The following is a 25,985-nucleotide window of genomic DNA, read 5'->3' as shown; positions in this document are numbered from 1 at the left end:
CAGCACCTTAGTAGATGCTGGTGGTGAAGTATTTGGCGGTGATCTTCTCGTGGGTGCCGTCGGCCAGGATCGCCGCGATGCCCTTGTTCAGCGCCTCGCGCAGTTCGTCGTCACCCTTGCGCACGCCCGCACCGACACCGCGGCCCAGGATCGCCGGGTCATCCGCAACCGCGCCCTTGATCTCGCAGCAACTGCCGGTGTCCGAGCCAACGAAATCCGCCATCGCGATGCTGTCCGCCTGGGTCGCGTCGATGCGGCCCGCAAACAGATCCTGGTTGGCTTCATCCTGTGTCTGGTAAACCTTCAGCTCGGCATCCTTGAAGTATTCCTGCGCATAGGCCTGGTGGATGGTCGAGGCCTGAATGCCAACAATCTTGCCCGCCAGCGATTCCGGGGTTGCATCGATCTCCATCGACTTGTCTGCCACGATCACCGCAGGGGTGTTGTAATAAGGGTCGGAGAAATCAATGGTTTTCATCCGCTCCTCGGTAATCGACATGGAGGCCATGATGGCGTCGATCTGCTGGCCGGTCAGCGACGGAATGATGCCGTCCCAGGCCACCGGCGTGATCACGCAGTCCAGTTCCGCCGCGGCACAGACCGCACCGATCACCTCGACCTCCCAGCCGACCCAGTTGCCGGAGCTGTCAAGCGAGGCAAACGGCGGATAAGGTTCCGCAGCGATACCAATTTTCACCTGTTCCGCAGCCGCGGCACCGGCGGACAGAGCGGCAGCCGCAGTGGCAGTGGCAAGCAATGCTTTCAGTTTCATATTATTCTCCCAGTTGGTTTTTATTTTGGTGGTAGTGGATCAGGCGACCGAGCTTAGAAATTGCTTCAGCCGGTCTGATTGCGGATTGCCAAAGACCTCGGCAGGCGGCCCCTGCTCTTCGATGCGGCCCTGGTACAGATAGACAACGTGGTTTGCGACTTCGCGCGCGAATTTCATTTCATGGGTGACCAGCAGCATGGTACGCCCCTCGGCGGCCAGGTCGCGGATCACCGTCAGCACCTCGCCCACCAGTTCCGGGTCCAGCGCCGAGGTCGGTTCGTCAAACAGCATCGCCGACGGGTCCACCGCCAGCGCCCGGGCAATCGCCGCCCTCTGCTGCTGACCGCCGGACAGATAGGCAGGATAGGTGTCCTCCTTGCCGCCCAGCCCCACCCGGTTCAGCAGCTCGTGCGCCCGCGCGATAGCCTCGGCCTTGGGCACCTTCAGCACATGCACCGGCACCTCGATCACGTTTTCCAGCAGTGTCCGATGGGTCCACAGGTTGAACTGCTGGAACACCATCGCCAGCTTGGTCCGGATGCGTTCAATCTGTTTCTGATTGGCCGGGCTGCCGTCGCCGCGCATCGCCACTTCCTCGCCGCCGATCACGATCTTGCCGGAGCTTGGCGTCTCCAGGAAATTGATGCAGCGCAGCATGGTGGATTTGCCGGAGCCGGAGCCGCCGATGATGGCCACCACATCGCCCTGTTGCGCGGTCAGATCAACGCCCTTCAGCACTTCCAGATTTCCGAACGACTTGTGCAGGTCCTCGACCCGGATTGCCTCCCGGCGCGTGTCTGTCTCCGGTGAGGATGCGGCTGCTGCGGCTGTGTCCATCTTTGCGTCTTCCCGAATTTTCCGATTGCAGTAAGCCGCGACTCGCGTAATTATGCAAGTGTATAATTTCTCCGCCAGCACAAAAACAGGAGCTGAGGTGACCGACGAGCGCCGCAAATTCAAACGCGAATCCGCCGAAGCCCGGAAGGAAGCGCTGATTCTCGCCACGCTGGAGCTGGTGGCGGAGAACGGTGTGCGCGGCGCCACGGTGCGGGGCATCGCCCAGCGCGCCGACGTCACCCAGGGTCTGATCCGGCATTACTTCAGCTCCAAGGAAGAGCTGATCATCTCGGCCTATGAACACCATATGAACCAGATGACGGACCTGACCTTCGCCCCCGGTGCGGCGGCAGGCAGCGCCCGGGCGCGGCTCAGGGCCTTTGTCGATGGCTCGCTGACGCCGCCGGTGGTTGATCCGCGTGCGCTGGCGCTCTGGGCCAGCTTCCTCAACAAGGTGCAGAACGATCCGCAGATGAAGGAAACCCACCAGCGCACCTACGCCTACTTCCGCGACCGGCTCGAGGTCCTGATCGCCGCCGCGCTGGAAGAGGCCGGGCGCCCCGCCCCGGCGGCCCGGCTGCGCCAGCTCGCGATTGCCTGCAACGCGGTGATCGACGGCCTGTGGCTGGAGGGCGGCGCCCTGCCGGATGCCTTTGCGCAAGGCGAACTTGTTGAAATAGGACGGCAATCGGTTGCCGCCATCACTGGATTGGATTTGGAGCAGGAGGCTGAAACCTGATGAAGCTGACAGCAATCACCGAACGGCTGGCCGGGCTTGGCGGCGGCAAATGGGAAGTGCACGCACGGGCACGGCAATTGGCTGCAACAGGTGCCAACCTGGTGGAAATGACCATCGGCGAACCGGACGTGCCAACCCCGCCCGAACTGGTTGAGGCCGCCGCGCAGTCGATGCACGCAGGCCGCACCGGCTATTCCGACGGCCGCGGCGAGGCGCATCTGCGCGCCACCTTGGCCGAGGCTTATTCCGACAGCCGCGGGCGGGAATTCGGGCCGGAAAACATCCTCTGCTTCCCCGGCACCCAAACCGCGCTTTATGCCGTGCTGCAAGGCGTGGCCGAGACCGGCACCGAAGTGCTGGTGGGCGACCCTATGTATGCCACCTATGAGGGTGTGATCCGCGCATCCGGTGCGGACATGGTGCCGGTGCCGCTGCGGCCCGAGGCCGGGTTCCGGATGCAGGCCAGCGACATCGCTGCCCGCATCACTCCCCGCAGCCGCGCCATCCTGCTGACGACGCCGCACAACCCGACCGGGGCCATTCTGACACCGCAGGACCTGCGCGAAATCGGCGAGCTGGCAATGAAACACGACCTCTGGATCATCTCCGACGAGGTTTATGAGCACTTGGTGTTTGAGGGTGCTGAATTTGCCTCACCCCTCTCCGACCCGGCACTGGCGGAGCGGGTGATTGCAGTCTCCTCGATCTCTAAGTCCCACGCTGCACCGGGTTTCCGCAGCGGCTGGTGCGCCGGGCCAGAGGCCTTCTGCTCCGCCCTGCTGCCGGTTTCGGAAACCATGCTGTTCGGCAACCAGCCCTTCATCGCCGACATGACAGAAAAGGCAGTGCGCGAAGGCTCCTCTGTCGCCGCAGGCATGACCGCCCGATTCGCTGCCCGCGCCGCACTGCTGGAACAACGCCTGCACGCCGAAACCCGGCTGCGCGTCCACCACCCCGAGGCCGGCATGTTCGCGCTGATCGACGTCTCCGCTACCGGTATGGACGGCGACGCCTATGCCTGGAGCCTTCTGGATGGCGGCGTCGCTGTCATGCCCGGCTCCGCCTTTGGCGAGAGCTTGCGTGATTGGGTCCGCGTTGCCCTGACGATTGATGACGAAAGCTTTGCCACCGCGCTCGACCGGATCACCGCCCACGCAAACCGCTGTGCAAGAGGTGCCGCATGACCGTGAAAACAGTTGGTGAAGCCCTGGTTGACGGGCTGAAAGCACGCGGCGTGAATTGCGTGTTCGGCATCCCAGGCGTCCACACGGTGGAGCTGTACCGCGGCCTGGCCGCCTCTGGCATCCGCCATATCACCCCCCGCCACGAACAGGGCGCGGGCTTCATGGCCGATGGCTATGCCCGGGTGTCCGGACAGCCGGGGGTGGCCTTTGTCATCACCGGCCCTGGCCTCACTAACACGCTGACTCCGATGGCCCAGGCCCGCGCAGATTCAGTCCCCCTGCTGGTGGTGTCCGGCGTCAACGACAGCGCAACCCTGGGCAAGGGGCTCGGCCACCTGCACGAATTGCCCGACCAGCACGCACTAGCCAAGACCGTGGCGCTGACCTCAGAACATGTCGCCCGGCCCGAAGAGCTGGAGCCCGCCCTGGATCACGCCTTCGCGCCCTTTGCAATTGGCCGCCCCGGGCCCACGCACATCCAGGTGCCGCTGGACGTGGCAGGTGCCACGTCGCTAAACGGCATTTCCAAGCCCGCCGAAGCGCAGACGGCGCCGAATCCGGCCAAGATCGCCGATGCCGCGAAGCGGCTGAGCGCAGCAGGCAAAGTTGTGATCCTGACCGGCGGCGGCGCCAAAACCGCAGACCAATACTTGCAGGCCCTGGCCGAACGCCTCGACGCGCCTGTGGTGCAAACCGTCAACGCCCGCGGACTGATGCACGGCCACCCGCTGACCGTTCCGGCCAGCCCCAGCCTGCAAGTGGTCCGGGAGCTGATCGAAGACGCCGATTGCGTGCTGGCGCTGGGAACCGAACTTGGGCCGACCGACTATGACATGTATGCCACCGGCAGCATGGCCGCCATGGACGGGCTGATCCGGGTCGATATCTGCGCCGCGCAACTGGCCCGTCACGAGGCTGAACTTGCCATCCAGAGCAAAGCTGATGCGGCCATCGCCGCGCTGCTTGATGCGCTGCCCGGCACAGCAAAGCACAGCGAAGGCGCGGCCCGTGCCGAACACACACGCGCCGCCGCGCTGGAAGAGATCGGCCCGGACTACCGCCGGCAAGTGGAAGTGCTGAACGCCATGCGTGACACGGTGCCCAATGCCCTGATGGTGGGCGATTCCACCCAACCGATCTATGCCGGCAACCTCTCCTACGACCACGACCGCCCAGGCGGCTGGTTCAATGCTGCCACCGGCTATGGCGCGCTTGGCTATGGCATTCCCGCCGCCATCGGCGCCTCGATTGCCGATCCATCTGCGCATGTGATCTGCATCGCCGGCGACGGCGGCGCCCAGTTCTCGCTGCCTGAGATCATGGCCGCGGTGGATGAAGGCCTGCCCATTACCTTCGTGATCTGGAACAATCGCGGCTATGGAGAGATCGCCTCCTCAATGAAAGCCGTGGACGTTGCGGTTGTCGGCTGCGACCCCACCCCGCCGGATTTCGCAGCCACAGCGCAGTCTTTCGGGATTCCGTTCAGCCGTGTTCCCATGACCCCGCAGACCGTTGCCGTTGCTCTTCAGGAATGCGCCGCACGCGGCACCCCCTCCATCCTCGAAATCGACATCCCCGGACCCGTTCCGGGACAGGAGTAACCTCATGCGAAACCCAACCTTTGAGTTCACCCGCGCCATCACCCGCCGCCCCGCCTCTACCATCGCTGCAGGCCTGCGTGCCGAAGATACCGGCAATCCAAGCCTCGACAGCATGCTGGCCGCCCACACTGCCTATGTCACCGCTCTGCGGAGCACCGGCGCCGAGGTGATCGAACTGGACCCGCTGGAGGCCTTCCCCGACGCCCAGTTTGTCGAGGACACTGCCCTCTGCTTGCCGCAGGGCGCGATCCTGATGCGTCCCGGCGCGCCGTCGCGGCTGGGTGAGGTGGCGGAAATGGCCCCCACCCTGCGCGCTTGCTACGATGATGTCCGCGAAATCACTGGACCCGGCCACATCGAAGGCGGCGACATTCTGGTGACCGGCAAGGAGATCCTGGTCGGCCGGTCCGACCGGACCGACGCGGAAGGCGTTGCCGAGCTTGCTGAAATCACCGCCGAATGGGGCCATGCCTTGCGCGAGGTGTTCACTCCAGAAGGCGTTCTGCACTTCAAGACCGATTGCTCGCTGATGGACGCCGAGACCATTCTGTCGACCAAGCGCCTCGACGCCTCCGGCTGTTTCGAAGGCTACCGGGTGCTGCATGTGGCCGAAGGTGAGGAAGCCGCCGCCAACGCCATCCGTTTCAACAACCTGGTGCTGATGGCCGCAGGCTTCCCGCGCACGGCAGAAGTTCTGGACAAGGCCGGATATGAGATCGTCGAGATCGACAACACCGACTGCGCCAAGCTGGACGGCGGCATGTCCTGCCTGTCGCTGCGGTTCTGATCCCGCCCGCGCCACGCAAACGCTCCGAGGCGGCGTGGAGCTCCATCCGGCTAGGCTGGCGGTGGCTTCGCCCTTCAGCCAAGCCGGAGTCTGAAGCGGCGCCGCACTCGCCAAGCGACAGAACCAGACGTTAGAAAGCCTTGTATTGCCCGGCGCCATCGACTTGCTTTGCAGACGAGATCCGAAGGCACCATCAAGAAGAGCCGCGGGAATACCGCGCGCACCAATAGCTAACAACAAGGCCAGTGTAAGAACGAATGAGGGCGGAGCATTGTGCTCCGCCCTTATTTTTATGGTTCATTTTTCAGGCTGGAAAACCGAAATTGTGGAATCCGGAAAAGGCACGGTGTGTCCGAAAACAGGACAAAGCCCGCTCACCCGCATTTCGAATGACCGCAGCTGCGGCAGGTCATGCAACCTTCGACCATCTGCATATCGAACTGGCCGCAGCTCGGGCAGGCTTTGCCGCGGGGCTGGTTCAGGTTCACCACCTGCGCCTGCGGGTCGGACTTCAGGCCCATGCCCTCACCTTCCAGGAAACCGGTTTTTACCATATGGGTCTCGATCACACCGCCGATCGCCGCCAGGATCGAGGGAATGTACTTGCCCTGCACCCAGGCGCCGCCGCGCGGGTCGAACACCGCCTTCAGCTCTTCGACGACAAAGGACACGTCCCCGCCGCGGCGGAACACGGCTGAGATCATCCGGGTCAGCGCCAGCGTCCAGGCGTAATGCTCCATGTTCTTGGAGTTGATGAACACTTCGAACGGGCGGCGGTGGCCGTTGATGATGATGTCGTTGATGGTGAGGTAGATCGCGTGCTCGCTGTCCGGCCACTTCAGCTTGTAGGTATGGCCCTCAAGGCTCTGCGGGCGGTCCAGCGGTTCGGACATGTAAACCACTTCGGCCCCGTCTTCACCCAAACCGCTTTCATGCGGCGCCTGCGCGGTCTCGCCCGGAGCGGTGTCGGCGCTCTCGCTCACCGACAGGACCGAGCCGGTCACGTCGTTCGGGCGGTAGGTGGTGCAGCCTTTGCAGCCCTGATCCCAGGCCTGCATGTAGACGTCCTTGAAGTCGTCAAAGGAGATGTCTTCCGGACAGTTGATGGTCTTGGAGATCGACGAGTCGATCCACTTCTGCGCCGCCGCCTGCATCTTGACATGGGCCGCCGGGCTCAACGTCTGGGCGTTCACGAAATAGTCCGGCAGCTTGGCGTCCGCGCCAAACTTCTCACGGTACATCTGCACTGCGTAGTCGACCACTTCCTCCTCGGTGCGGCTGCCGTCCTTCTGCAGCACCTTTCGGGTATAGGCATAGGCGAAGACCGGCTCAATGCCCGAGGACACGTTGCCCGCATAAAGCGAAATGGTCCCGGTCGGCGCGATGGAAGTCAGCAGCGCGTTGCGGATGCCGTGTTCGCGGATGGCGTCGCGCACGTCTTCGTCCATGTTCAGCATGTTGCCGGAGTTCAGGTACTTGTCGGCGTCGAACAGCGGGAAGGCGCCTTTTTCCTTGGCAAGGTCCACCGACGCCAGATAGGCGGCGCGTGCGATCGCGTGCAGCCATTCGTCGGTCTGGCGCGCCGCCTCGTCGGAGCCGTATTCCAGCCCAAGCATCAGCAGCGCATCGGCGAGGCCGGTCACGCCCAGGCCGATCCGGCGCTTGTTCTTCGCTTCCTGCGCCTGCGCCTCCAGCGGAAACTTGGAGACGTCGACCACGTTGTCCATCATCCGCACTGCGGTGGCGACCAGTTCCTGCATTGCGGCCTGGTCCAGATGGGCGTCTTTCTCAAACGGGCTGGCCACCAGCCGCGCCATGTTGATCGAACCCAGCAGGCAGGCGCCATAGGGCGGCAGCGGCTGCTCGCCGCAGGGGTTGGTGGCGCAGATATTCTCGATGTAGTTGAGGTTGTTGGCCTTGTTGATGCGGTCGATGAAGATCACGCCCGGTTCGGCATAGTCATAGGTCGCCTGCATGATCTTGTTCCACAGGTCGCGCGCCTCGACGGTGTGATAGACCTTGCCGTCGAACTGCAGCTCCCAGGAGCCGTCGGATTTCACCGCATCCATGAAGTCATCTGTGACCAGCACCGACATGTTGAACATGCGCAGGCGGGCCGAGTCGGATTTGGCAGTGATGAAGGCCTCGATATCCGGGTGGTCGCAGCGCATCGTTGCCATCATCGCGCCACGGCGGGAACCTGCGGACATGATGGTGCGGCACATCGCGTCCCACACATCCATGAACGACAGCGGGCCGGAGGCATCCGCCGCTACGCCTTTTACATCGGCACCGCGCGGCCGGATGGTGGAGAAGTCATAGCCGATGCCGCCACCCTGCTGCATGGTCAGCGCCGCCTCTTTCAGCATGTCGAAGATGCCCGACATGCTGTCCGGCACCGTGCCCATCACAAAGCAGTTGAACAGGGTCACCTGGCGCGCGGTGCCGGCGCCTGCGGTGATGCGGCCTGCGGGCAGGTATTTGAAGTCCTCCAGCGCGCCATAGAACTTCTCTTCCCACACGTCCGGCTTCTTCTCCGCCCGCGCCAGGTCGCGCGCGATGCGCCGCCATGTATCCTCGACAGTCACGTCGATCGGCGCGCCATCGGCCTGCTTGAAACGGTATTTCATATCCCAGATCTGCTCGGCGATGGGGGCGGCAAAGCGGCTCATGTGTCGGTCCTTCGGCTCGTTCGGGCTTCATGAAAACGGCTCCGCTGCGGCAGCTCTTTCCGGGCACCGTGGCGAATCCATTTTTTGTTAAGGCTTACTTGCAGCAATAGCGTGGAGAAACACAATACCTTGAAGTCGGTGATCCGTAAACTACTATATACTGTCAAAGCTCTGGACGACTCTGTGGGGAACCTGTGGATAAGCGCGTGAATCTTGTGAAGCTTTCGGTCGGCACCGAAAGCGTTGACAGCCTGATGGCCTGGCAGGAAATGCGCCGTGCGGAACTGCCGGAGGGCCTGCCCCGCCACGTCACCCGCATGTGGCCCAAGCGCGAGGCCGAGATCCTGAACGGCGGCTCGATCTACTGGGTGATCAAGGGGCTGATCCAGTGCCGCCAGCGCATCCTGCGGCTGGATGAGGTCATCGGCGAAGACGGCATCCGCCGCTGCGCCATCATCCTGGACCCGGAGCTGCAGCGCACCCACACGGCGCCGAAACGCCCGTTCCAGGGCTGGCGCTACCTGAAGGCTGAAGACTCCCCTGCCGACCTGCCCGCAGGTAAAAAACAGGAGGAGCCGTTGCCGCTGGAACTTTCCCAGGCACTGGCGGAAATCGGGGTTATCTGAGGCAATCCGCTCCCCCCGCGGCAGCCTCGCCAGCGCCGGGCGTCAGCCCGGCGCACGGCCCAACCGAGGCGGAAACATCTGTGAAGTTTCCAGCAACGGGCGGGAGCTTCCAGAACCAAGTAGAAACCCTCCCGCCCCCTTTTCAGGCATCCATAGATGCCTTGAAGGCGTTGGGCATGGCCCGCGCGGACGCGCGGGCAGCAGCGCTTATCTGCGGTGTTCCAGCAGGTCCAGCAGCGTGTTCAGCGCCGCTTTCTCATCGTTGCCGTACTTCGCCACCCGGCTGCGCCACAGGGTGGCCTGCGACTTCAGCACCAGACCGTCGTTCAGCAGCTTCAGGTGATTGGCCCGCAGCGTCTCGCCGGTGGAGGTGATGTCGGCCACCATCTCGGCGGTCTCGTTCTTCACCGTGCCTTCGGTCGCGCCCTGGCTGTCGACCAGCTGGTAATCCGCCACTCCGGCGTCGGTCAGGAACTCCCGCACCAGCCGGTGGTATTTGGTGGCGATCCGCAGCCGGTGGCCATGCGCCGCGCGGAACGCCGATGCGGCAGCGTCCAGATCATCCAGGGTGTCCACGTCGATCCAGAACTGCGGCACCGCCAGGATCAGATCGGCATGGCCGAAGCCCATTTCCGCCAGATCCTCCACCTGCTGCTCGAACCGCGGCAGCTTCTCCTGCACCAGATCGGTGCCGGTGACGCCCAGATGGATCCGCCCCGCTGCCAGTTCGCGCGGGACTTCTCCCGCCGACAGCAGCACCAGCTCCATATTCGACACACCTTCAACCGCGCCCGCGTATTCGCGGTCCGACCCGGTGCGAGACAGCGTCACGCCGCGTTTGGCAAACCAGTCAAAGGTCTTTTCCATCAGCCGCCCCTTGGACGGCACTCCCAGCTTCAGGGTCATTTGCGCGCCTCCTCAAGCTGCAGCATCAGGTCCGGGCGCAGCACACCACCCACTGCGGGGATCTCCTCGCCCTCCCCCAGCTGACGGGTCAGCGCATCATAACGCCCGCCGCTGGCAACCGGCGGCAGATCGGGGCGTGCTTCTGCATAAAAGCCAAAGACAAACCCGTCGTAATACTCCATCGAGGTGCGCCCGTAGGAAGCTTCGAAATCGAGGTTGTCCACATCGACACCGCGCGCCTTCATCGCTGCCGTGCGCGCATCCAGCCGGTCCAGCGCCGGGTTGATCTGCGGCAGATCCACCGCGATGTCGCGCATCTGCTCAGTGGCAAAGGGCACAGTTTCCCGCACCGCCATCAGCGCTTCCAGCGCCAGCAATTCGTTTTCGGCTATTGGCGGATGCTTGGCATCCTCGCGCAACGCCTCCACCCGCGCCTGCACCTCTGCCGCACGGCGCTTGCCGATCTCCACGGCAGAGCCGGTCAGGTCGCCCTCGGTTTCCAACAGCTTCCTGCGGCTTTCCGGCACCGGGCTACGGCCTGCAAAACGGTCCAGCAAGGAGCGGAAGCGGCGCGGCCGCCAGATATGGCGCATCAGCGCCGCCTTGCGCTTCTCGGTGGTGTTCAGCCCTTCGACCGCCGCCATCAGAATGCCGATGTCACCGGTCGCTGCGCGCAGCGGCAGCCCGCGCACCTGCAGCGCAAACAGCGAAAATACTTCCGCGTCCGCCGCCGCGGCATCATCACGCTCGAACACCTCATAGCCAACCTGCAAGTATTCGTTGGGCCGGTCCGGGTCGATCTCCTGGCGCCGGAACACCTCGCCGGAATAGGTATAGCGCGCAGGCTCGGCACCATGGCGCATATGCGCCTCCACCACCGGCACGGTGAAGTCGGGACGCAGCATCTGTTCGCCGCGCAAGGCGTCAGTGGTCACATAGGCACGCGCCCGGATGTCCTCACCGTAAAGATCCAGCAACGTGCCGGCCCGCTGCAGCAGCGGTGTGTCCACCACCTGCGCCCCTGCGGCCTCAAAGCGGACCCTCAGCTGGGCGGCGCGGGCCTGTATGTCGGAACGAAGCGTCATGATCAGCCCTGCCCGTCCAGGATTTCGCGCACCTTGGCGACCAGTTCGGTGCGGGGCACTTCGAACTGGCTGGGGCGTTCCTTCCACTCTTCCAGCGTCGCGCTTTCGGCGATCTTGGCGCCCAGGATCAGGTCCTTGATCTGCACCACGCCATTGGCCTTCTCGTCACCGCCTTCAATCACCGCGACCGGAGAATTCCGCTTGTCCGCGTACTTCAGCTGGTTGCCGAAGTTCTTGGGGTTGCCCAGATAGACCTCAGCCCGGATACCCGCATTGCGCAGCTCTGCCACCATCGCCTGATAATCCGCCATCCGGTCGCGGTCCATCACTGTGACCACAACCGGGCCGGTTGCCTCGGCGCTCAAACGCCCCTTGGCATGCAGCGCCGCCAGCAGCCGGTCAACGCCGACCGAGACACCCACCGCAGGCACTTCCTGCCCTGTAAAGCGCTTGACCAGCCCGTCATAACGGCCACCACCAGAGACCGAGCCGAACTGCCGCTTGCGGCCTTTCTCGTCGAGGATCTCAAAGGTCAGCTCCGCCTCGAACACCGGCCCGGTGTAATAGCCCAGCCCGCGCACGACCGAGGGGTCAATCTCGATCCGGTCCTTGCCGTAGCCGCCCGCGGCCAGCAGCTCACCGATCTGCTCGAGCTCGGCAATGCCGTCCTGACCGACCTTGCTGTCGCCCACGGCAGCGCGCAAGTTGGCGATGGTGCCCGCCGCATCTGCCGCCTTGGATGTCAGGAACGCCAGCACCGGCGCAGCCTGATCGTCCGACAGGCCCACACCGTCGATGAAGGCGCCGGAAGCATCCAGTCGGCCTTTAGTCAGCAGTTCGCGCACGCCGGCCTCGCCCACTTTGTCGAACTTGTCGATGGTGCGCAGCACGTCGTCGCGCTTGGCATCGCCATCACCCAGGCCCATCGCCTCCAGCACGCCGTTCAGAACCTTGCGGTTGTTGACCCGCACCAGGTAATCGCCGCGCGGAATGCCAACGGTTTCCAGCGTGTCGGACAGCATCGCGCAAATCTCTGCATCCGCCGCCATCGAGGCCGTGCCGACAGTATCCGCATCGCACTGATAGAACTGGCGGAAGCGGCCCGGCCCCGGCTTCTCGTTGCGCCAGACCGGCCCCATCGCATAGCGGCGGTAAGGTGTCGGCAGGTCGTTGCGGTGCTGGGCATAGACCCGCGCCAGCGGCGCCGTCAGGTCATAACGCAGCGCCATCCAGTCGCCGTTGCCGTCCTCTTCGGTCTCCTGCCAGGCAAACACGCCTTCGTTCGGGCGGTCCACGTCGGGCAGGAATTTTCCCAAAGCTTCAACGGTTTCCACCGCCGAGCTTTCCAGCGCCTCGAACCCGTAATGATGATACACACCCGCGATGGCCCGCAGCATCTCGCTGCGCTGGGTCACCTCCGCACCGAAATAGTCACGGAACCCCTTTGGCGTCTGCGCCTTGGGGCGGGGCTGTTTCTTCACTTTGGCCATGTTTGGCCTCCTCACGGGTAGCGGTTTCACTCGCGTGGCGGTCTAACGGAAGCAGCCCCGCGCGGCAAGGCTGCGAAGGGTCCAGCACCTGCGTCCTTTCACCCGAAATTCTCATCTTGAACATGCGCGCGGCTTGGTGATGGACGCAGCCCGCCAAAGCGCCTATCTAGGCGCATCCGCAATCAAAGGTGTGAGCCATGCAGCATCTGGAAGAGCAAATCGCCCATCTGACCCGCAGCGTGGACGAGATGAGCGACGTGATCGCCCGCCAGCAGCAGGAGATCGACGTGCTGACCCGCCGCGTTGCCATGCTGATGCAGCGCGAAGCCACCCGCGAGCAGGAAGGCACCGGTGGCGTGGTCTTCGCCGACGAACGCCCGCCGCATTACTGACGCCTGCCCCGAAAACCACGGTTTCCCTTGATCCAAGCGCCCGCGCCGCGCAGGCTGTCACATGTGTATTCTGTGACAAGTGATTGGGGGACACGGCCATGGCACCATCCAACGACCCGGTGGAATTCGTCGAAAAAGGCATCGATAGGCTCCACACCCGCGTGCTGTTTTACCTCAAGAAGGTCTGGAAACGCGTCCGCTCGCTGTTGATGCCCCTGCGCAAGTTCATGAAGAAAATGCTCTCGGCGGCCAAGTCCATCGCCAAGACCGCCGGCAAGAAGGCAGTCGCGCAGGTCACCTCTGCCGGGCAAACGGTGCTCAATCTGCTGGACCGGGTGGAGCAGATGCTGAAGACCATGATCAAGCTGGGCCAGCGCATCCTTGATACCATCCGCAAGAACACCGACCGTTCCCGTCTGGTCCGGGTGCTGAAAACCGTGGTCCGCAAATACGTCGAGATGTTCCGCCAGGTCTGGGGCTGGGTGCAGGAGATATGGGAGCAGGTCGGCGTGCTCGACACCGCGCTGTCGATCCTGAACCGCTTTGCCTCAGTGCTGCAGATCGTCTTTGGCTGGATCAAGGAGCTGACCACGATCCTGGGCGGCGTGAAGAAGGTGAAGGGGATGCTGAAAAAAGTGGTCAAAACCCTGCGGCTGGAAATGAAGGATGCCATCCGCCTGTTGAAAGACGTCGCCAAGCTGTCGGTGCCCAAGGAGGCCTGAGCCACGCCTGCCTCAAACGGGCCTGCGGCAGCCCGTGGGATGGCGCATCAACGGGTTTTCGGGGCAGTTTATCCCGGCCAAATCCGTAGAACTTCTCCGACGAAACACTTTACCTCACCACTGCGCCAGCCCGCCCGAACGGGCTGCCACAGGCCCGGGGCGCTCCGCGCCACTATTCCGGGCCAGTAAGTGTTAGATCCCCAAGCTCGAGATCGCTGAAGCGACAGAGAAGATACCACAAAAAAACGCTGCTAGTGATGCCACAGCAACAAGAATAGCAACTACATGCAGTCGATTGCGCCACCATCTAAGCCGGCTGGCACTACCATCATCCACCACATAGGGATGCTCCCAAGTGAGCTTGACTGAATTTGTTATGTCGTGGTCCAACATATTCACCAAGTAGGCAAGCGTTGCGGTCACGACTGAAAACCCTACACCAAGAGCGAAGGCCAGAAGCGGTCTAACTAACTCTCCCACACTAGCAGAACTGCCAGCGTCACTAGATTCTATAGCTCCAATAAATGCTAGCAGCGCGACGACGGCACCACCGTTGACCAAGATAAAGGCCCGAATTGCAACGTTGGCCGATTCAATAGCTGCCCTTCCAAAATCTGCGCTGGTCTGCCTGTTTACATCGTGAGCTCGCTTAGCGTGTTCAGTATTCAGATCATAAAGCTTACTTGCGTGTTCAAAATTGTCCTGCATTAATACTCCAAATTTTAGCTTGTACTTTCCTGCCCCCTCAAATCTCCTCGACATCCATCACCCCGTCGAGCGACTTCAGCGCGCCCTTGATCTGCGGGTTGATCGGGAAGGGCTGGCCCAGATCCATCTCCACGTCGCCGGGCAATCCGGGGTCCTGCAGGTACATATAGACCTCGCCGCGGGACGCATTGCGGGCCGCGGCCTTGGCGTCCTCCAGCACCTGCGCCACGGTGCCGACAGCAGCAGCATCACTCAGGTAGACCCGCAGTGAACTGCGCCCTGCGTCGGCAATGGCGCTGTCCACCGGCCCGACAGAGCGCACCAGCAGTTTCAGCTGGTCGCTCTCCATCGTCGCCTCAGCCGTAATCACCACCTTGGCGCCGGTTTCCAGAAACTCGCGGGACTTCTCCAGCACCTCGGAAAATAGCGTGACCTCATAGGCGCCAGATGGGTCCGACAGCTGGGCAAAGGCAAAGCGGTTGCCGCGGGCGGATTTACGCTCCTGCCGCCCGGCCACCACGCCGCCCATCTTGGCCATGAACGGGCCGCGCTCGGCCTTGGCCGTCACCTCATCCAGCGTCATCACCTTCTTACGCTTCAGCGCGGGCATGTAGTCGTCCAGCGGGTGGCCTGACAGGTAGAAGCCGATCGCCTTGAATTCCTCAGACAGACGCTCGGCCGGCAGCCAGTCCGGCACATTGGGCAGCCGCGGCTCCGGCAGGTCCTCACCCGCCTCGCCGAACAGCGACACCTGGCTGGAATTCCTCTGGTCATGCACCGCGGCAGAGTAATCCACCAACGCGCCCAGGCTCTCAAACACCCGGCGGCGGTTGCTGTCCAGCTGGTCAAAGGCACCGGCGCGGGCCAGCATTTCCAGCGGCCGCTTGCCGACCTTCTTCAGGTTCACCCGGCGGGCAAAATCGTAGACATTGACAAAGGGCTTCTCGTACTCGCCCTCCTTGCGCGCCTCGGCCACCAGCCGCATCACGTCGAGGCCGACGTTCTTAAGCGCGCCCAGCGCATAGACCAGCTCACCCTTCACAACGTTGAAGGTCGCCAGCGAGCGGTTGATGCAGGGTGGCACGTATTTCAGCCCCAGCCCCTTCTTCACTTCCTCGAAATAAATCGCCAGCTTATCGGTCAGATGGATATCGCAGTTCATGACGCCGGCCATGAACTCCACCGGGTGGTTCGCCTTCAGCCAGCCGGTCTGATAGGACACCACCGCATAGGCCGCGGCGTGTGATTTGTTGAAGCCGTAGTTGGCGAATTTCTCCAGCAGGTCGAAGACCTCACTCGCCTTCTTCTTGTCGACCCCGTTTTCCGCCGCGCCCTTCTCGAATTTCGGGCGCTCGGCGTCCATCGCCTCCTTGATCTTCTTACCCATCGCCCGGCGCAGCAGGTCCGCACCGCCAAGGGTATAGTTCGCCATTACCTGGGCGATCTGCATCACCTGCTCCTGATAGACGATGATGCCCTGGGTCTCTTCCAGGATATGGTCGATCAGCGGGTGCACCGAAGTGATCTCGCGCTGACCGTTCTTCACCTCGCAGTAGACCGGGATGTTCTCCATCGGGCCCGGGCGGTAGAGCGCCACCAGCGCCACGATGTCCTCGATACAGGTGGGTTTCATGCGCTTCAGCGCATCCATCATGCCGGTGGATTCCACCTGGAACACCGCCACCGTCTTGGCGCGCGAGTAGAGGTCATAAGTGACCGTGTCGTCCAGCGGAATGGCGTTGATCTGGTTCTCCGCCCCCTCCGGCGGCTCATAAAGCCGGGTACCGTCCTCGGCGATATGCAAGTCGCGGCCCGACTGGAAAATCAGGTCCATCGCGTTCTGAATGACGGTCAGGGTCTTCAGGCCGAGGAAGTCGAACTTCACCAGCCCGGCCTGTTCCACCCATTTCATGTTGAACTGGGTTGCGGGCATGTCGGAACGCGGATCGCGGTAAAGCGGCACCAGCGCGTCCAGCGGCCTATCCCCGATCACCACGCCTGCGGCGTGGGTGCCGGCAGAGCGCAGCAGGCCTTCCACCTGCTGGCCGTAGGTCAAGAGCCGGTCCACCACCGGCTCGTTGCGGGCCTCCTCACTGAGGCGCGGCTCTTCCTTCAGCGCGTCGGCGATCGACATCGGCTTCACGCCTTCGACCGGGATCAGCTTGGACAGCCGGTCCACCTGGCCGTAGGGCATCTGCAAGACCCGCCCCATGTCGCGCACCGCCGCCTTGGACAAAAGCGCGCCAAAGGTGATGATCTGCCCCACCTTGTCGCGCCCGTACTTTTCCTGCACGTATTTGATCACCTCTTCCCGGCGGTCCATGCAGAAGTCGATGTCGAAGTCCGGCATCGAGACCCGTTCCGGGTTCAGGAAGCGTTCGAACAGAAGGGAGTAGCGAAGCGGATCAAGGTCCGTGATGGTCAGCGCATAGGCCACCAGGGAGCCCGCACCGGAGCCCCGCCCCGGACCCACCGGAATGTCGTGGTCCTTGGCCCATTGGATAAAGTCGGCAACGATCAGGAAGTAGCCCGGGAACCCCATCCCTTCGATGATGCCCAGCTCGAAATCTAGCCGTTCTTGGTATTCCTCAACGCTGACAGCATGCGGGATCACTGCAAGACGCTGCTGCAGGCCTTCGTTAGCGATGCGGCGCAGCTCCGCCACCTCGTCATCGGCGAACTTCGGCAGGATCGGATCGCGCCGGTAGGCCATGAAGGCGCAGCGCTTGGCGATTTCAACCGTGTTTTCAATCGCCTCCGGCAGGTCGGCAAACAGCGCAACCATCTCCTCCTGGCTCTTGAAGTAATGCTGCGCGGTAAGCCGCCGGCGCGGCTCCACCTGATCGACATAGGCGCCCTCGGCGATACAGATCATCGCGTCATGCGCCTCGAACATCTCCGTGCTGGGGAAATAGACGTCATTGGTGGCGACCAGCGGCAGCTCCATGGCATAGGCCATCTCCACATGGCCGCGCTCTGTCTGCTTCTCTGCCTCGGGCTGGCCGTGCTCGCCCGGGTGGCGCTGCAACTCGACATACAGGCGGTCCGGGAAAATTTCTTTCAGCCGCTGCATCAATGCTTCCGCTGCCGGCCGCTGCCCCATCTGCAGCAGCCGCCCCACTGGCCCGTCCGGCCCGCCGCTGAGGCAGATCACATCACCGGCATTCGCCTCAAGCTCCTCCAGCGTCACATGCGGCAGCTCTCCCCCCTGCCGCAGATACAGGCAGGAGTTCAGCTTCATCAGATGCTCGTAGCCTGCCTCGCTCTGCGCCAGCAGCACCAGCGGCGCGGGCGGCTTGGGCCGCTCGCCCGGGGCCGGTTCGGTGAAGCGCAGATCCACCTGGCAGCCGATGATCGGCTGCACCCCGGCACCGCTGGCAGACACAGAAAACTCCAGCGCCGAGAACAGGTTGTTAGTGTCCGTCACCGCAATCGCGGGCATTTCATGCTTCTTGCACAGGTCCGGCAGCTTCTTCAGCCGCACGGCGCCTTCCAGCAGCGAATATTCGGTATGGGTGCGCAGGTGAATGAATCGGGGAGAGCTTGTCATGCCGCCACGCTATCTTATTGACACGCGGGGGTGAAAGGGCGATCTGCGCACTGAACACCCGCCAAAACCGGTGTGGTGGGCGCTGCATTTTATCCATTTTGTTGAAACTCTTTCGCATCCAGCGCGTAAAGCCCCCGCAAACATGCGGATAAAACGCATAAATATGAATGCTCTACCCGCATAGCCCGCAATTTTCTTGCTCCGCAAAATACTGCAGCGCAGCACCGGTTTTCCTTGCTTTGGCAACGGGCCGCTCCCTAGGCTGTTGTCAGCAAGCAATAAAACAGCCCGCTTCCCCCTCTGCGCCGCATCGAGGGGGCGGCACATAGGGTCAACAGGGTAAAGCGGCGGTATCGGGAAGATGGCACTCACCTTTCGTCTGAATGGTGAAGAGGTCCGCATTCCGGACGCAGATCCGTCGGCAACTTTGCTGGACTGGCTGCGCGACGAAAGGGGGCTTACCGGCACCAAAGAAGGCTGCAACGAGGGCGATTGCGGCGCCTGCACCGTCATGGTCACCGACGCGCGCGGTTCCAAGGCTCTCAACGCCTGCATCCTGTTCCTGCCGCAGCTGAACGGTAAATCCGTCCGAACCGTCGAGGGTGCCGCAGGCCCGGACGGCAGCCTGCACCCAATGCAGCAGGCAATGGTGGATCACCACGGCAGCCAATGCGGCTTCTGCACCCCCGGCTTCATCATGTCGATGGTGACCGCCCACGCAAATGGCGCCACGGACTTCGACGACCAGCTGGCAGGTAACCTGTGCCGCTGCACCGGCTACGCCCCGATCATCCGCGCGGCTGAGGCCGCCAAGGATGCCCCGGTGCCGGACTGGATCACCCGCGACCGCCCGGTTGACCCCGGTCCGCAGCCGCTAATGCCGCAGTCGGCAGACGAACTGGCGGAACTCTGCGAACAAACCCCGGATGCAACGCTGATCGCCGGCGCCACTGACGTCGGCCTCTGGGTCACCAAGCAGCTGCGCCACCTGCCGCAGATGATCTTCCTTGATGGCTGCGCGGACCTGAAGGGCATCGAGGTCACCGGCACCACCGTCCGCATCGGTGCCATGGCCGATATGAACGCCCTGCGCGCCGCGATGGAACCGCTGCATCCCTCCTTTGCTGAAATGCTGCGCCGCTTCGCCTCCCAGCAGGTGCGCGCCGCGGCCACCGTCGGCGGCAATATCGCCAACGGCTCCCCCATCGGCGACACGCCGCCCGCCTTGATCGCGCTGGATGCCACCCTGCACCTGCGCAAGGGGAACAGCCGCCGCGAACTGCCGCTGGAGGATTTCTTCCTCGACTATGGCAAGCAGGACCGCCAGCCCGGCGAGTTTGTCGAGGCCGTCAGCTTCCCCCGCCAGCCTGATACCCTCAAGGTCTACAAGCTGTCCAAACGCTTCGACCAGGACATCTCCGCCGTGCTCGGCGCTTTCAATATCACCGTGGAGAACGGCCGGATCACCGCCGCCCGCATTGCATTCGGCGGCATGGCAGGCATCCCGAAACGCGCCGCAAATGTCGAGGCGGCGCTGACCGGCCAGCCCTGGGATGAGGCCTCGATCCAATCCGCCGCCGCCTCGTTTGATCAGGATTTCACCCCGATGACCGACATGCGCGCCTCCGCCGGCTACCGGCTGGAAACCGCGCGCAGCATGCTCACCCGCTACTTCGCCGAGAGGGGCGGCCAGGTGGTTTCGGTGCTGGAGGTCCGCCCATGAGCGTCTCCAAGCCCCTTCCCCATGACGCCGCAGACCTGCATGTGACCGGCGCCGCCCGCTATGTGGACGACATTCCCACGCCCGCAGGCACGTTGCATCTGGCCTTCGGCCTCGCCCCCATCGCCCGCGGCCATATCACCGGCATGCACCTGCACGATGTGCAGCACAGCCCCGGCGTCGCTGCGGTGATGACCGCCAAGGGGCTGCCGTTTTCCAACGACGTCTCCCCTTCGATCCATGACGAGCCGCTGCTCGCGGCGGGCACCGTCAACTACGTCGGCCAGCCGGTGTTTCTGGTGGTCGCCGACAGCCACCGCAATGCCCGCATCGCCGCCCGCAAGGGTAAGGTCGACTATCAGGAAGAACCCGCCCTGCTGACCCTGGACGCGGCGCTGGCCGCCGACAGCCGGTTCGAGGAAGGCCCGCGCATTTATCAGAAAGGCGACGCTGCTGCCGCAATCGACGCGGCCCCGCGGATCGTCGAAGGCAGCTTCGAACTCGGTGGGCAGGAGCATTTCTATCTTGAAGGCCAGGCAGCCATGGCCTGGCCGCAGGAGGATGGCGGCATGCATGTCTTCTCCTCCACCCAGCACCCGACCGAGATCCAGCACAAGGTCGCCGACGCTATCGGCCTGCCGATGCACGCCGTGCGCGTCGAGACCCGCCGCATGGGCGGCGGCTTTGGCGGTAAGGAAAGCCAGGGCAACGCTCTGGCTGTCGCCTGTGCGGTTGCGGCGCGGCTGACCGGCAAGCCCTGCAAGATGCGCTATGACCGCGACGACGACATGGTGATCACCGGCAAACGCCACGCCTTCCGCATCTCCTATCGTGCCGGGTTCGGTGACGATGGACAGCTGCAGGGCATCGAGTTCCTGCATCTGGCCGATTGCGGCTGGGCCCAGGACCTGTCGCTGCCGGTTGCCGACCGGGCGATGCTGCACGCCGACAACGCCTATCTGATCCCCAGCATCCGCATCGAAAGCCATCGCCTGCGCACCAACCGCCAAAGCGCCACCGCTTACCGCGGCTTTGGCGGCCCGCAGGGCATGGTGGGGATCGAACGGGTGATGGACCACATTGCCCATGACCTCGGGATCGACCCGGCGGAGCTGCGGCAGCGGAACTATTATGCGGCACCGGCGGAGGCGAAGCCGGACAACACCACGCCCTACGGCATGGAAGTCACGGATTTCGAGCTGCACGGGATGACGGCGGATCTGCTGCGTTCCTCGGACTACGCTGCCCGCAAGGCGGCGATTGCCGAATGGAACAAGACTCAGACCCACCTGAAGCGCGGCATCGCCTTCTCCCCCGTGAAATTCGGCATCTCCTTCACTCTCACACACCTCAACCAGGCCGGCGCTTTGGTGCATGTCTACCAGGACGGCTCCGTGCATCTGAACCACGGCGGCACCGAGATGGGCCAAGGCCTGTTCCAGAAGGTGGCGCAGGTTGCCGCCAGCCGCTTTGGCATCCCGCTGGAGAAGGTCAAGATCACCGCCACCGACACCGGCAAGGTGCCCAATACCTCGGCCACCGCCGCCTCCTCCGGCTCCGACCTCAACGGCATGGCGGTGAAGGCCGCCTGCGACACCATCCGCGCCCGCATGGCCGAGCACCTGGCGCTGCAGCATCAGGCGAGGCCCGGCGATGTGGTGTTCAAAAACGGCCAGGTGCGGGTCGGCCAGGACATAATGACCTTCGATCAGGCCGCCATGGCCTGCTACCAGGGCCGCGTCAGCCTGTCGGCCACCGGTTTTTACAAGACACCCAAGGTCGAATGGGACCGGATCAAGGGCCAGGGCCGCCCGTTCTACTACTTCGCCTATGGCGCCGCGGTGACGGAGGTGGCGGTGGATGCCCTGACCGGCGAGAACCGCATCCTGCGCTGCGATATCCTGCATGACGCCGGCGCCTCGCTGAACCCGGCGCTGGACGTGGGCCAGATCGAGGGCGGCTATGTCCAGGGCGCCGGCTGGCTGACCACCGAGGAGCTGGTCTGGGACGACGCCGGCCGCCTGCGCACCCACGCGCCCTCCACATACAAAATCCCCGCCTGCTCAGACCGGCCCGATGTGTTCAACGTGAAACTCTGGGACGGGCAGAACCGCGAGGACACCATCTACCGCTCCAAGGCGGTGGGCGAGCCGCCCTTCATGCTGGGCATCTCCGCCTGGCTGGCGCTCAGCGATGCAGTTTCCGCCTTCGGGCCGGCCTACCCGGCACTGAACGCGCCCGCCACGGCAGAGGAAGTCTGGCGCGCAATCCGGAGGGTGCGCGATGGGATTTGACGTTCAGGCATTGCGCGAGGCCGTCGCCGCGCACGGCCGCGTGACCCGGGTGGTGATCGCCGCCGTCCGCGGCTCCTCCCCGCGCGAACCAGGCGCCGCCATGCTTGTCTGGCAGGACGGCCAGAGCGGCACCATCGGCGGCGGCACCTTGGAGTTCGAGGCTGCCGAAGCCGCGCGGGATCAGATCGCCCCAAAACGTTTCAGCACCCACGCGCTGGGTCCGGACCTGGGCCAGTGCTGCGGCGGCGCTGTCACCCTGCTGAGTGAAGTCTACGAGGCTTCCGATCTGGACAGCCTGGACAGCGAAATCATTGCCCGCCCCGCCGCCCCCGCGCCGATGCCGATGGCGGTGAAACGCATCCTTGCCGCCGCCCGCAGCCAGGGCATCCCGCCCGAACCGCAGCTGGTCGATGGCTGGATGATCGAACCGGTTCACCATCCCAGCCGCCCGGTCTGGATCTGGGGCGCCGGCCACGTCGGCCGCGCGCTGGTGAAAGTGCTGGCGCCGCTGCCGGACATGGCAATCACCTGGGCCGACACGGCGCCAGAACGGTTCCCGGCTGACGTCCCAACCGGTGTCACCACGGTTCCGGCTGCTGACGTTGCGCTCCTTGTGCCGCATGCACCTGAAAACGCTGCGCATTTGGTGCTGACCTATTCCCACGCGCTGGATCTGGCGCTATGCCACGCCTTGCTGGGCCACGGCTTCGCTTTTGCCGGGCTGATCGGCTCCAGAACCAAATGGGCGCGGTTCCGCTCCCGCCTGGCGGCCCTGGGCCACAGCCCGGAACAGATTTCACGGATCACCTGCCCGATCGGCGATCCGGAGCTTGGAAAACATCCGCAAATGATTGCGGTCGGCGTTGCGGCCCAGCTGCTGCGCCACAGTGCAAAAGATGAACTGAGAGAGGGCGCACGCGCGTGACTGTACCACTGTTGAGCCTGCAGGGCCTGACCAAGGCCTACCCCGGAGTGGTGGCAAATGACACCGTCTCCTTTGACATCGGCGAGGGCGAAGTGCATGCCCTCCTGGGCGAAAACGGCGCCGGCAAGTCGACGCTGGTCAAGATGATCTACGGGCTGGTGAAGCCCGACAACGGCAAGATGCTGCTGCGCGGCCAGCCCTATGAACCCGCCGAGCCGCGCCAGGCGCGCGCCGACGGCATCGCCATGGTGTTCCAGCATTTCTCGCTGTTCGACGCGCTCAATGTTGCCGAAAACATCGCGCTCGGCATGGAAAACCCGCCGGAAATGCGCGATCTCGCCGCCCGCATCCGCGAGGTGTCTGAAACCTACGGCCTGCCGCTGGACCCGTTCCGCACCGTCGGCGACCTGTCGGCAGGCGAGCGCCAGAGGGTCGAGATCATCCGCTGCCTGCTGCAGGACCCGAAACTGCTGATCATGGACGAACCGACCTCGGTGCTGACCCCGCAGGAGGTGGAGATCCTGTTCAAGACCCTGCAGAAGCTGCAGTCCGAGGGCACCTCAATCCTCTATATCTCCCACAAGCTGGAGGAAATCCGCACCCTCTGCGACCACGCCACCATCCTGCGGCTGGGCAAGAATGTGGGGGAATGCATCCCCTCCGAGACCTCCGCCCGCGACATGGCCGAGATGATGGTCGGCAGCACCCTGCAGACCCCCGAACGCGGCAGCCGCGAGTTCGGCGCCGTGGCGATGGACATCTCCGGCCTGTCTGTGCCGGCCCCTTCCGCCTTTGGCACCGCGCTCAAGAACGTGCATCTGACCGTGCGCAAGGGCGAAATCCTCGGCATTGGCGGCGTGGCCGGCAATGGCCAGGACGAGCTGCTGGGCGTGCTGTCCGGCGAAACACTGACCGAGGCGGATGCGGTAAAACTGCACGGGGAACCGATCGGCAAGCTTGGCCCCACCGCCCGCCGCAAGCTCGGCGTGCTGGCCGCGCCGGAGGAACGCCTCGGCCACGCCGCGGCCCCGGACATGAGCCTGACCGAAAACGCCATGCTCACCGGTTCGGTGCGCGAGGGGCTGGAGAAAAACGGCTTCCTCGACTGGGGCGCCACCAAGGATTTTGCCGAGCGCATCATCAAGGCGTTTGACGTCCGCACACCGGGTCCCGGCAATGCTGCGCGGTCGCTGTCCGGCGGCAACCTGCAGAAATTCGTGATCGGGCGCGAGGTGCTGCAGGACCCGGATGTGCTGGTTGTGAACCAGCCGACCTGGGGCGTCGATGCCGCTGCAGCCGCCGCCATCCGCCAGTCGCTGCTCGATCTGGCCGCCAAGGGCGCCGCGGTGATCTGCATCAGCCAGGATCTGGATGAGCTGATGGAAATCTCCGACAGCTTTGCCGCCCTCAACGAAGGCCGCCTCAGCGCCCCGCGCGAAGCCGCAGGCCTGACGGTGGACGAGATCGGCCTGATGATGGGCGGCGCCCACGGCATGGAGGTGGCGCATGTCTGACCTCCGCAACAGAAATCATAAGAAGAAACAGGGAGCCGCTGCATGATCCGGCTTGAGAAACGGCCGCAACCGTCGCGCGCCTGGTCGATGGCGACGCCGCTGGTGGCGGTGATTGCCACCATGATCGTTGGCGGGCTCTTGTTCGCGGCGCTTGGCAAACCGCCGGTTGAGGCGATCCGCACCATTTTCTGGGAACCGCTGTTTGGCGAGTTTTCCTTCTACTACCGCCCGCAACTGCTGGTCAAAGGCGCGCCGCTGGTGCTGATCGCCATCGGCCTGTCGCTGGGCTTCCGCGCCGGCATCTGGAACATCGGCGCCGAGGGCCAGTACATCATGGGCGCCATCTTTGGCGCCGGGGCGGGCCTTGCCTTCTACCCTTCCGAGTCCTTCCTGATCTTCCCGTTCATGGTCCTCGCAGGCGCCTTTGGCGGCTGGATCTGGGCAATGATCCCGGCGGTGCTGAAAACCCGCTTCGGCACCAACGAAATCCTGGTCTCGCTGATGCTGGTCTATGTGGCCGAACAGTTCCTGGCCTCGGTCTCGCTGGGCCTGTTGAAGAACCCCGAGGGCTTCGGCTTCCCCGGTTCCCGCAACCTTCAGTCCTGGGACGCCGCCCATAACGCCGAGCTGATTGCAGGCACCGGCATGCATTGGGGCGTGGTGGCGGCGCTGATTGCGGTGATCTTTGCCTATGTGCTGCTGAACCGCCACATGACCGGCTACCACATCCGCCTGACCGGCGAGGCGCCCCGCGCCGCCAAATTCGCCGGTGTGAACCCTACCCGCCTGGTGCTGTTCTGCCTTGGCACCTCCGGCGCGCTGGCAGGTCTTGCCGGTCTGTTTGAGGTCTCCGGGCCGTCGGGCCAGATCTCCATCGACTTCAACGTGGGATATGGCTTCACCGCGATCATCGTCGCCTTCCTGGGCCGCCTGCACCCCGTCGGCATCCTGCTGGCAGGCGGGCTGATGGCGCTGACCTACATTGGCGGCGACATCGCGCAGTCGAACCTGCAGCTTCCCGCCGCCGCCATTCAGGTCTTCCAGGGGATGCTTCTGTTCTTCCTCCTGGCTTTCGACCTGCTCACCAATTTCCGCATCGCAATCGGCAAGCCGGAGGTGGCGTGATGATAGCTCTTAGCTCCGCTTGGGAAAAATGCCTGAAACTTGCAGACCTCACTGGTTACTTCCTATATGGTCTGGCAATTCCGTTTATGGCCGTTTGGCTTTCGCTTGGCGCATACGCCTTGATGGTCGGTGCAGGAGTTCTCTTTTTACTCTTGTTCTGGGATACATTGCTGTTTCTCGGTCTTTCTGTCCTCTTTTGGCTCCTTGGCAGCAAAAAGCAGGAAACAGCCTCTCATCCCGCACCAAAAAAAATCAGCATCCCCAGAATTTTCGCCTTCGTTGCTGGCGTATGTGTCGGCGCGGTGCCTTTCATTGAATTCTGGCAACGGTGAGGAG

At 63.7% G+C, this 25,985-nt stretch carries 21 protein-coding genes; 13 read left to right on the top strand and 8 right to left on the bottom strand.

Features of this window, described 5'->3' with window-relative positions; genetic code table 11:
• Positions 1-7 precede the first annotated feature (7 nt).
• The gene (locus RA21_RS10590) at positions 8-772 is read right to left on the bottom strand and encodes a transporter substrate-binding domain-containing protein (protein ID WP_039148627.1); all 765 of its coding nucleotides are present in this window, start codon (positions 770-772) and stop codon (positions 8-10) included.
• Between the two features lie 39 nt (positions 773-811).
• A complete protein-coding gene (locus RA21_RS10585) occupies positions 812-1,609 on the bottom strand; it encodes an ABC transporter ATP-binding protein (RefSeq protein WP_039148624.1) in 798 nt (265 codons plus the stop codon).
• A gap of 97 nt (positions 1,610-1,706) precedes the next feature.
• On the opposite strand from RA21_RS10585, the gene RA21_RS10580 reads away from it, so the two are divergent.
• The 4 genes from RA21_RS10580 to RA21_RS10565 are packed head-to-tail and all read left to right on the top strand — an operon-like array spanning position 1,707 to position 5,920.
• Complete coding sequence (locus tag RA21_RS10580; RefSeq protein ID WP_039148686.1) at positions 1,707-2,348, top strand: TetR/AcrR family transcriptional regulator; 642 nt, start codon at positions 1,707-1,709, stop codon at positions 2,346-2,348.
• The gene (locus tag RA21_RS10575; protein ID WP_039148622.1) at positions 2,348-3,532 is read left to right on the top strand and encodes a pyridoxal phosphate-dependent aminotransferase; all 1,185 of its coding nucleotides are present in this window, start codon (positions 2,348-2,350) and stop codon (positions 3,530-3,532) included. The genes RA21_RS10580 and RA21_RS10575 overlap by 1 nt, the downstream gene beginning before the upstream one ends.
• Positions 3,529-5,133 (top strand): 5-guanidino-2-oxopentanoate decarboxylase, encoded by a 1,605-nt coding sequence (locus RA21_RS10570; RefSeq protein WP_152610531.1) that lies wholly within the window; start codon positions 3,529-3,531, stop codon positions 5,131-5,133. Before RA21_RS10575 ends, RA21_RS10570 begins: the two co-directional genes overlap by 4 nt.
• 4 nt (positions 5,134-5,137) lie before the next feature.
• On the top strand, positions 5,138-5,920 hold the full coding sequence (locus tag RA21_RS10565) for an arginine deiminase family protein (RefSeq protein ID WP_039148619.1): 783 nt from the start codon (positions 5,138-5,140) through the stop codon (positions 5,918-5,920).
• 374 nt (positions 5,921-6,294) lie between these two features.
• Here the strand turns inward: RA21_RS10565 and RA21_RS10560 are convergent, their stop codons facing one another.
• Entirely contained in the window at positions 6,295-8,592 is a 2,298-nt protein-coding gene (locus RA21_RS10560) for an adenosylcobalamin-dependent ribonucleoside-diphosphate reductase (RefSeq protein ID WP_039148616.1), read from the bottom strand.
• A 194-nt stretch (positions 8,593-8,786) separates the two neighbouring features.
• Here RA21_RS10560 and RA21_RS10555 point away from each other — a divergent pair, with 194 nt between their 5' ends.
• Positions 8,787-9,218, top strand: a complete 432-nt coding sequence (locus RA21_RS10555; protein ID WP_019294802.1) for a DUF1489 family protein — start codon at positions 8,787-8,789, stop codon at positions 9,216-9,218.
• Between the two features lie 207 nt (positions 9,219-9,425).
• Here the strand turns inward: RA21_RS10555 and hisG are convergent, their stop codons facing one another.
• The 3 genes from hisG to hisS are packed head-to-tail and all read right to left on the bottom strand — an operon-like array spanning position 9,426 to position 12,699.
• On the bottom strand, positions 9,426-10,124 hold the full coding sequence (gene hisG, locus RA21_RS10550) for an ATP phosphoribosyltransferase (protein ID WP_039148613.1): 699 nt from the start codon (positions 10,122-10,124) through the stop codon (positions 9,426-9,428).
• Positions 10,121-11,209, bottom strand: a complete 1,089-nt coding sequence (locus RA21_RS10545; RefSeq protein WP_039148610.1) for an ATP phosphoribosyltransferase regulatory subunit — start codon at positions 11,207-11,209, stop codon at positions 10,121-10,123. The genes hisG and RA21_RS10545 overlap by 4 nt, the downstream gene beginning before the upstream one ends.
• Positions 11,210-11,211: 2 nt before the next feature.
• On the bottom strand, positions 11,212-12,699 hold the full coding sequence (gene hisS, locus RA21_RS10540) for a histidine--tRNA ligase (protein WP_039148607.1): 1,488 nt from the start codon (positions 12,697-12,699) through the stop codon (positions 11,212-11,214).
• Positions 12,700-12,896: 197 nt separating this feature from the next.
• Here hisS and RA21_RS10535 point away from each other — a divergent pair, with 197 nt between their 5' ends.
• On the top strand, positions 12,897-13,091 hold the full coding sequence (locus RA21_RS10535; protein ID WP_019294798.1) for a SlyX family protein: 195 nt from the start codon (positions 12,897-12,899) through the stop codon (positions 13,089-13,091).
• A 98-nt stretch (positions 13,092-13,189) separates the two neighbouring features.
• A complete protein-coding gene (locus tag RA21_RS10530; RefSeq protein ID WP_039148604.1) occupies positions 13,190-13,813 on the top strand; it encodes a hypothetical protein in 624 nt (207 codons plus the stop codon).
• A gap of 192 nt (positions 13,814-14,005) precedes the next feature.
• Here the strand turns inward: RA21_RS10530 and RA21_RS22610 are convergent, their stop codons facing one another.
• The gene (locus tag RA21_RS22610) at positions 14,006-14,521 is read right to left on the bottom strand and encodes a hypothetical protein (RefSeq protein ID WP_152610530.1); all 516 of its coding nucleotides are present in this window, start codon (positions 14,519-14,521) and stop codon (positions 14,006-14,008) included.
• Between the two features lie 37 nt (positions 14,522-14,558).
• Complete coding sequence (dnaE, locus tag RA21_RS10525) at positions 14,559-18,071, bottom strand: DNA polymerase III subunit alpha (RefSeq protein ID WP_039148601.1); 3,513 nt, start codon at positions 18,069-18,071, stop codon at positions 14,559-14,561.
• Between the two features lie 361 nt (positions 18,072-18,432).
• Between dnaE and RA21_RS10520 the strand changes: the two genes are divergently transcribed.
• From RA21_RS10520 to RA21_RS10495, 6 genes are read left to right on the top strand one after another with little or no spacing between them, the layout of a single operon-like run.
• Positions 18,433-19,794 carry a xanthine dehydrogenase small subunit gene (locus RA21_RS10520; RefSeq protein WP_039148598.1) on the top strand — a complete coding sequence of 454 codons (1,362 nt, stop codon included), beginning with the start codon at positions 18,433-18,435 and terminating at the stop codon, positions 19,792-19,794.
• The gene (xdhB, locus tag RA21_RS10515; RefSeq protein ID WP_039148594.1) at positions 19,791-22,085 is read left to right on the top strand and encodes a xanthine dehydrogenase molybdopterin binding subunit; all 2,295 of its coding nucleotides are present in this window, start codon (positions 19,791-19,793) and stop codon (positions 22,083-22,085) included. Before RA21_RS10520 ends, xdhB begins: the two co-directional genes overlap by 4 nt.
• A complete protein-coding gene (gene xdhC / locus RA21_RS10510) occupies positions 22,075-23,010 on the top strand; it encodes a xanthine dehydrogenase accessory protein XdhC (RefSeq protein ID WP_039148591.1) in 936 nt (311 codons plus the stop codon). The genes xdhB and xdhC overlap by 11 nt, the downstream gene beginning before the upstream one ends.
• Positions 23,007-24,524: an ABC transporter ATP-binding protein gene (locus RA21_RS10505; protein ID WP_019294791.1), complete on the top strand. Its 1,518-nt coding sequence runs from the start codon at positions 23,007-23,009 to the stop codon at positions 24,522-24,524. The genes xdhC and RA21_RS10505 overlap by 4 nt, the downstream gene beginning before the upstream one ends.
• 42 nt (positions 24,525-24,566) lie before the next feature.
• Complete coding sequence (locus RA21_RS10500; RefSeq protein ID WP_019294790.1) at positions 24,567-25,649, top strand: ABC transporter permease; 1,083 nt, start codon at positions 24,567-24,569, stop codon at positions 25,647-25,649.
• A complete protein-coding gene (locus RA21_RS10495) occupies positions 25,649-25,981 on the top strand; it encodes a hypothetical protein (RefSeq protein WP_039148588.1) in 333 nt (110 codons plus the stop codon). Before RA21_RS10500 ends, RA21_RS10495 begins: the two co-directional genes overlap by 1 nt.
• The last annotated feature ends 4 nt before the right edge of the window (positions 25,982-25,985 follow it).

The organism is Leisingera sp. ANG-DT (genome assembly GCF_000813785.1).
Lineage (GTDB): Bacteria > Pseudomonadota > Alphaproteobacteria > Rhodobacterales > Rhodobacteraceae > Leisingera.
Note: the sequence above shows the minus strand (reverse complement) of the source record. Positions and strands in the feature narration are given on the sequence as shown.

What these genes read in the sequence shown, in the direction of transcription:
- xdhC (WP_039148591.1), top strand. Translation starts at nt 22,075, where the DNA reads ATGGGATTTGACGTTCAGGCATTGCGCGAGGCCGTCGCCGCGCACGGC.
- RA21_RS10535 (WP_019294798.1), top strand. Translation starts at nt 12,897, where the DNA reads ATGCAGCATCTGGAAGAGCAAATCGCCCATCTGACCCGCAGCGTGGAC.
- RA21_RS10495 (WP_039148588.1), top strand. Translation starts at nt 25,649, where the DNA reads ATGATAGCTCTTAGCTCCGCTTGGGAAAAATGCCTGAAACTTGCAGAC.
- RA21_RS10565 (WP_039148619.1), top strand. Translation starts at nt 5,138, where the DNA reads ATGCGAAACCCAACCTTTGAGTTCACCCGCGCCATCACCCGCCGCCCC.
- hisG (WP_039148613.1), bottom strand. Translation starts at nt 10,124, where the DNA reads ATGACCCTGAAGCTGGGAGTGCCGTCCAAGGGGCGGCTGATGGAAAAG.
- dnaE (WP_039148601.1), bottom strand. Translation starts at nt 18,071, where the DNA reads ATGACAAGCTCTCCCCGATTCATTCACCTGCGCACCCATACCGAATAT.
- hisS (WP_039148607.1), bottom strand. Translation starts at nt 12,699, where the DNA reads ATGGCCAAAGTGAAGAAACAGCCCCGCCCCAAGGCGCAGACGCCAAAG.
- RA21_RS10500 (WP_019294790.1), top strand. Translation starts at nt 24,567, where the DNA reads ATGATCCGGCTTGAGAAACGGCCGCAACCGTCGCGCGCCTGGTCGATG.
- RA21_RS10575 (WP_039148622.1), top strand. Translation starts at nt 2,348, where the DNA reads ATGAAGCTGACAGCAATCACCGAACGGCTGGCCGGGCTTGGCGGCGGC.
- RA21_RS10585 (WP_039148624.1), bottom strand. Translation starts at nt 1,609, where the DNA reads ATGGACACAGCCGCAGCAGCCGCATCCTCACCGGAGACAGACACGCGC.
- RA21_RS22610 (WP_152610530.1), bottom strand. Translation starts at nt 14,521, where the DNA reads ATGCAGGACAATTTTGAACACGCAAGTAAGCTTTATGATCTGAATACT.
- RA21_RS10530 (WP_039148604.1), top strand. Translation starts at nt 13,190, where the DNA reads ATGGCACCATCCAACGACCCGGTGGAATTCGTCGAAAAAGGCATCGAT.
- RA21_RS10520 (WP_039148598.1), top strand. Translation starts at nt 18,433, where the DNA reads ATGGCACTCACCTTTCGTCTGAATGGTGAAGAGGTCCGCATTCCGGAC.
- RA21_RS10545 (WP_039148610.1), bottom strand. Translation starts at nt 11,209, where the DNA reads ATGACGCTTCGTTCCGACATACAGGCCCGCGCCGCCCAGCTGAGGGTC.
- RA21_RS10570 (WP_152610531.1), top strand. Translation starts at nt 3,529, where the DNA reads ATGACCGTGAAAACAGTTGGTGAAGCCCTGGTTGACGGGCTGAAAGCA.
- RA21_RS10560 (WP_039148616.1), bottom strand. Translation starts at nt 8,592, where the DNA reads ATGAGCCGCTTTGCCGCCCCCATCGCCGAGCAGATCTGGGATATGAAA.
- RA21_RS10590 (WP_039148627.1), bottom strand. Translation starts at nt 772, where the DNA reads ATGAAACTGAAAGCATTGCTTGCCACTGCCACTGCGGCTGCCGCTCTG.
- xdhB (WP_039148594.1), top strand. Translation starts at nt 19,791, where the DNA reads ATGAGCGTCTCCAAGCCCCTTCCCCATGACGCCGCAGACCTGCATGTG.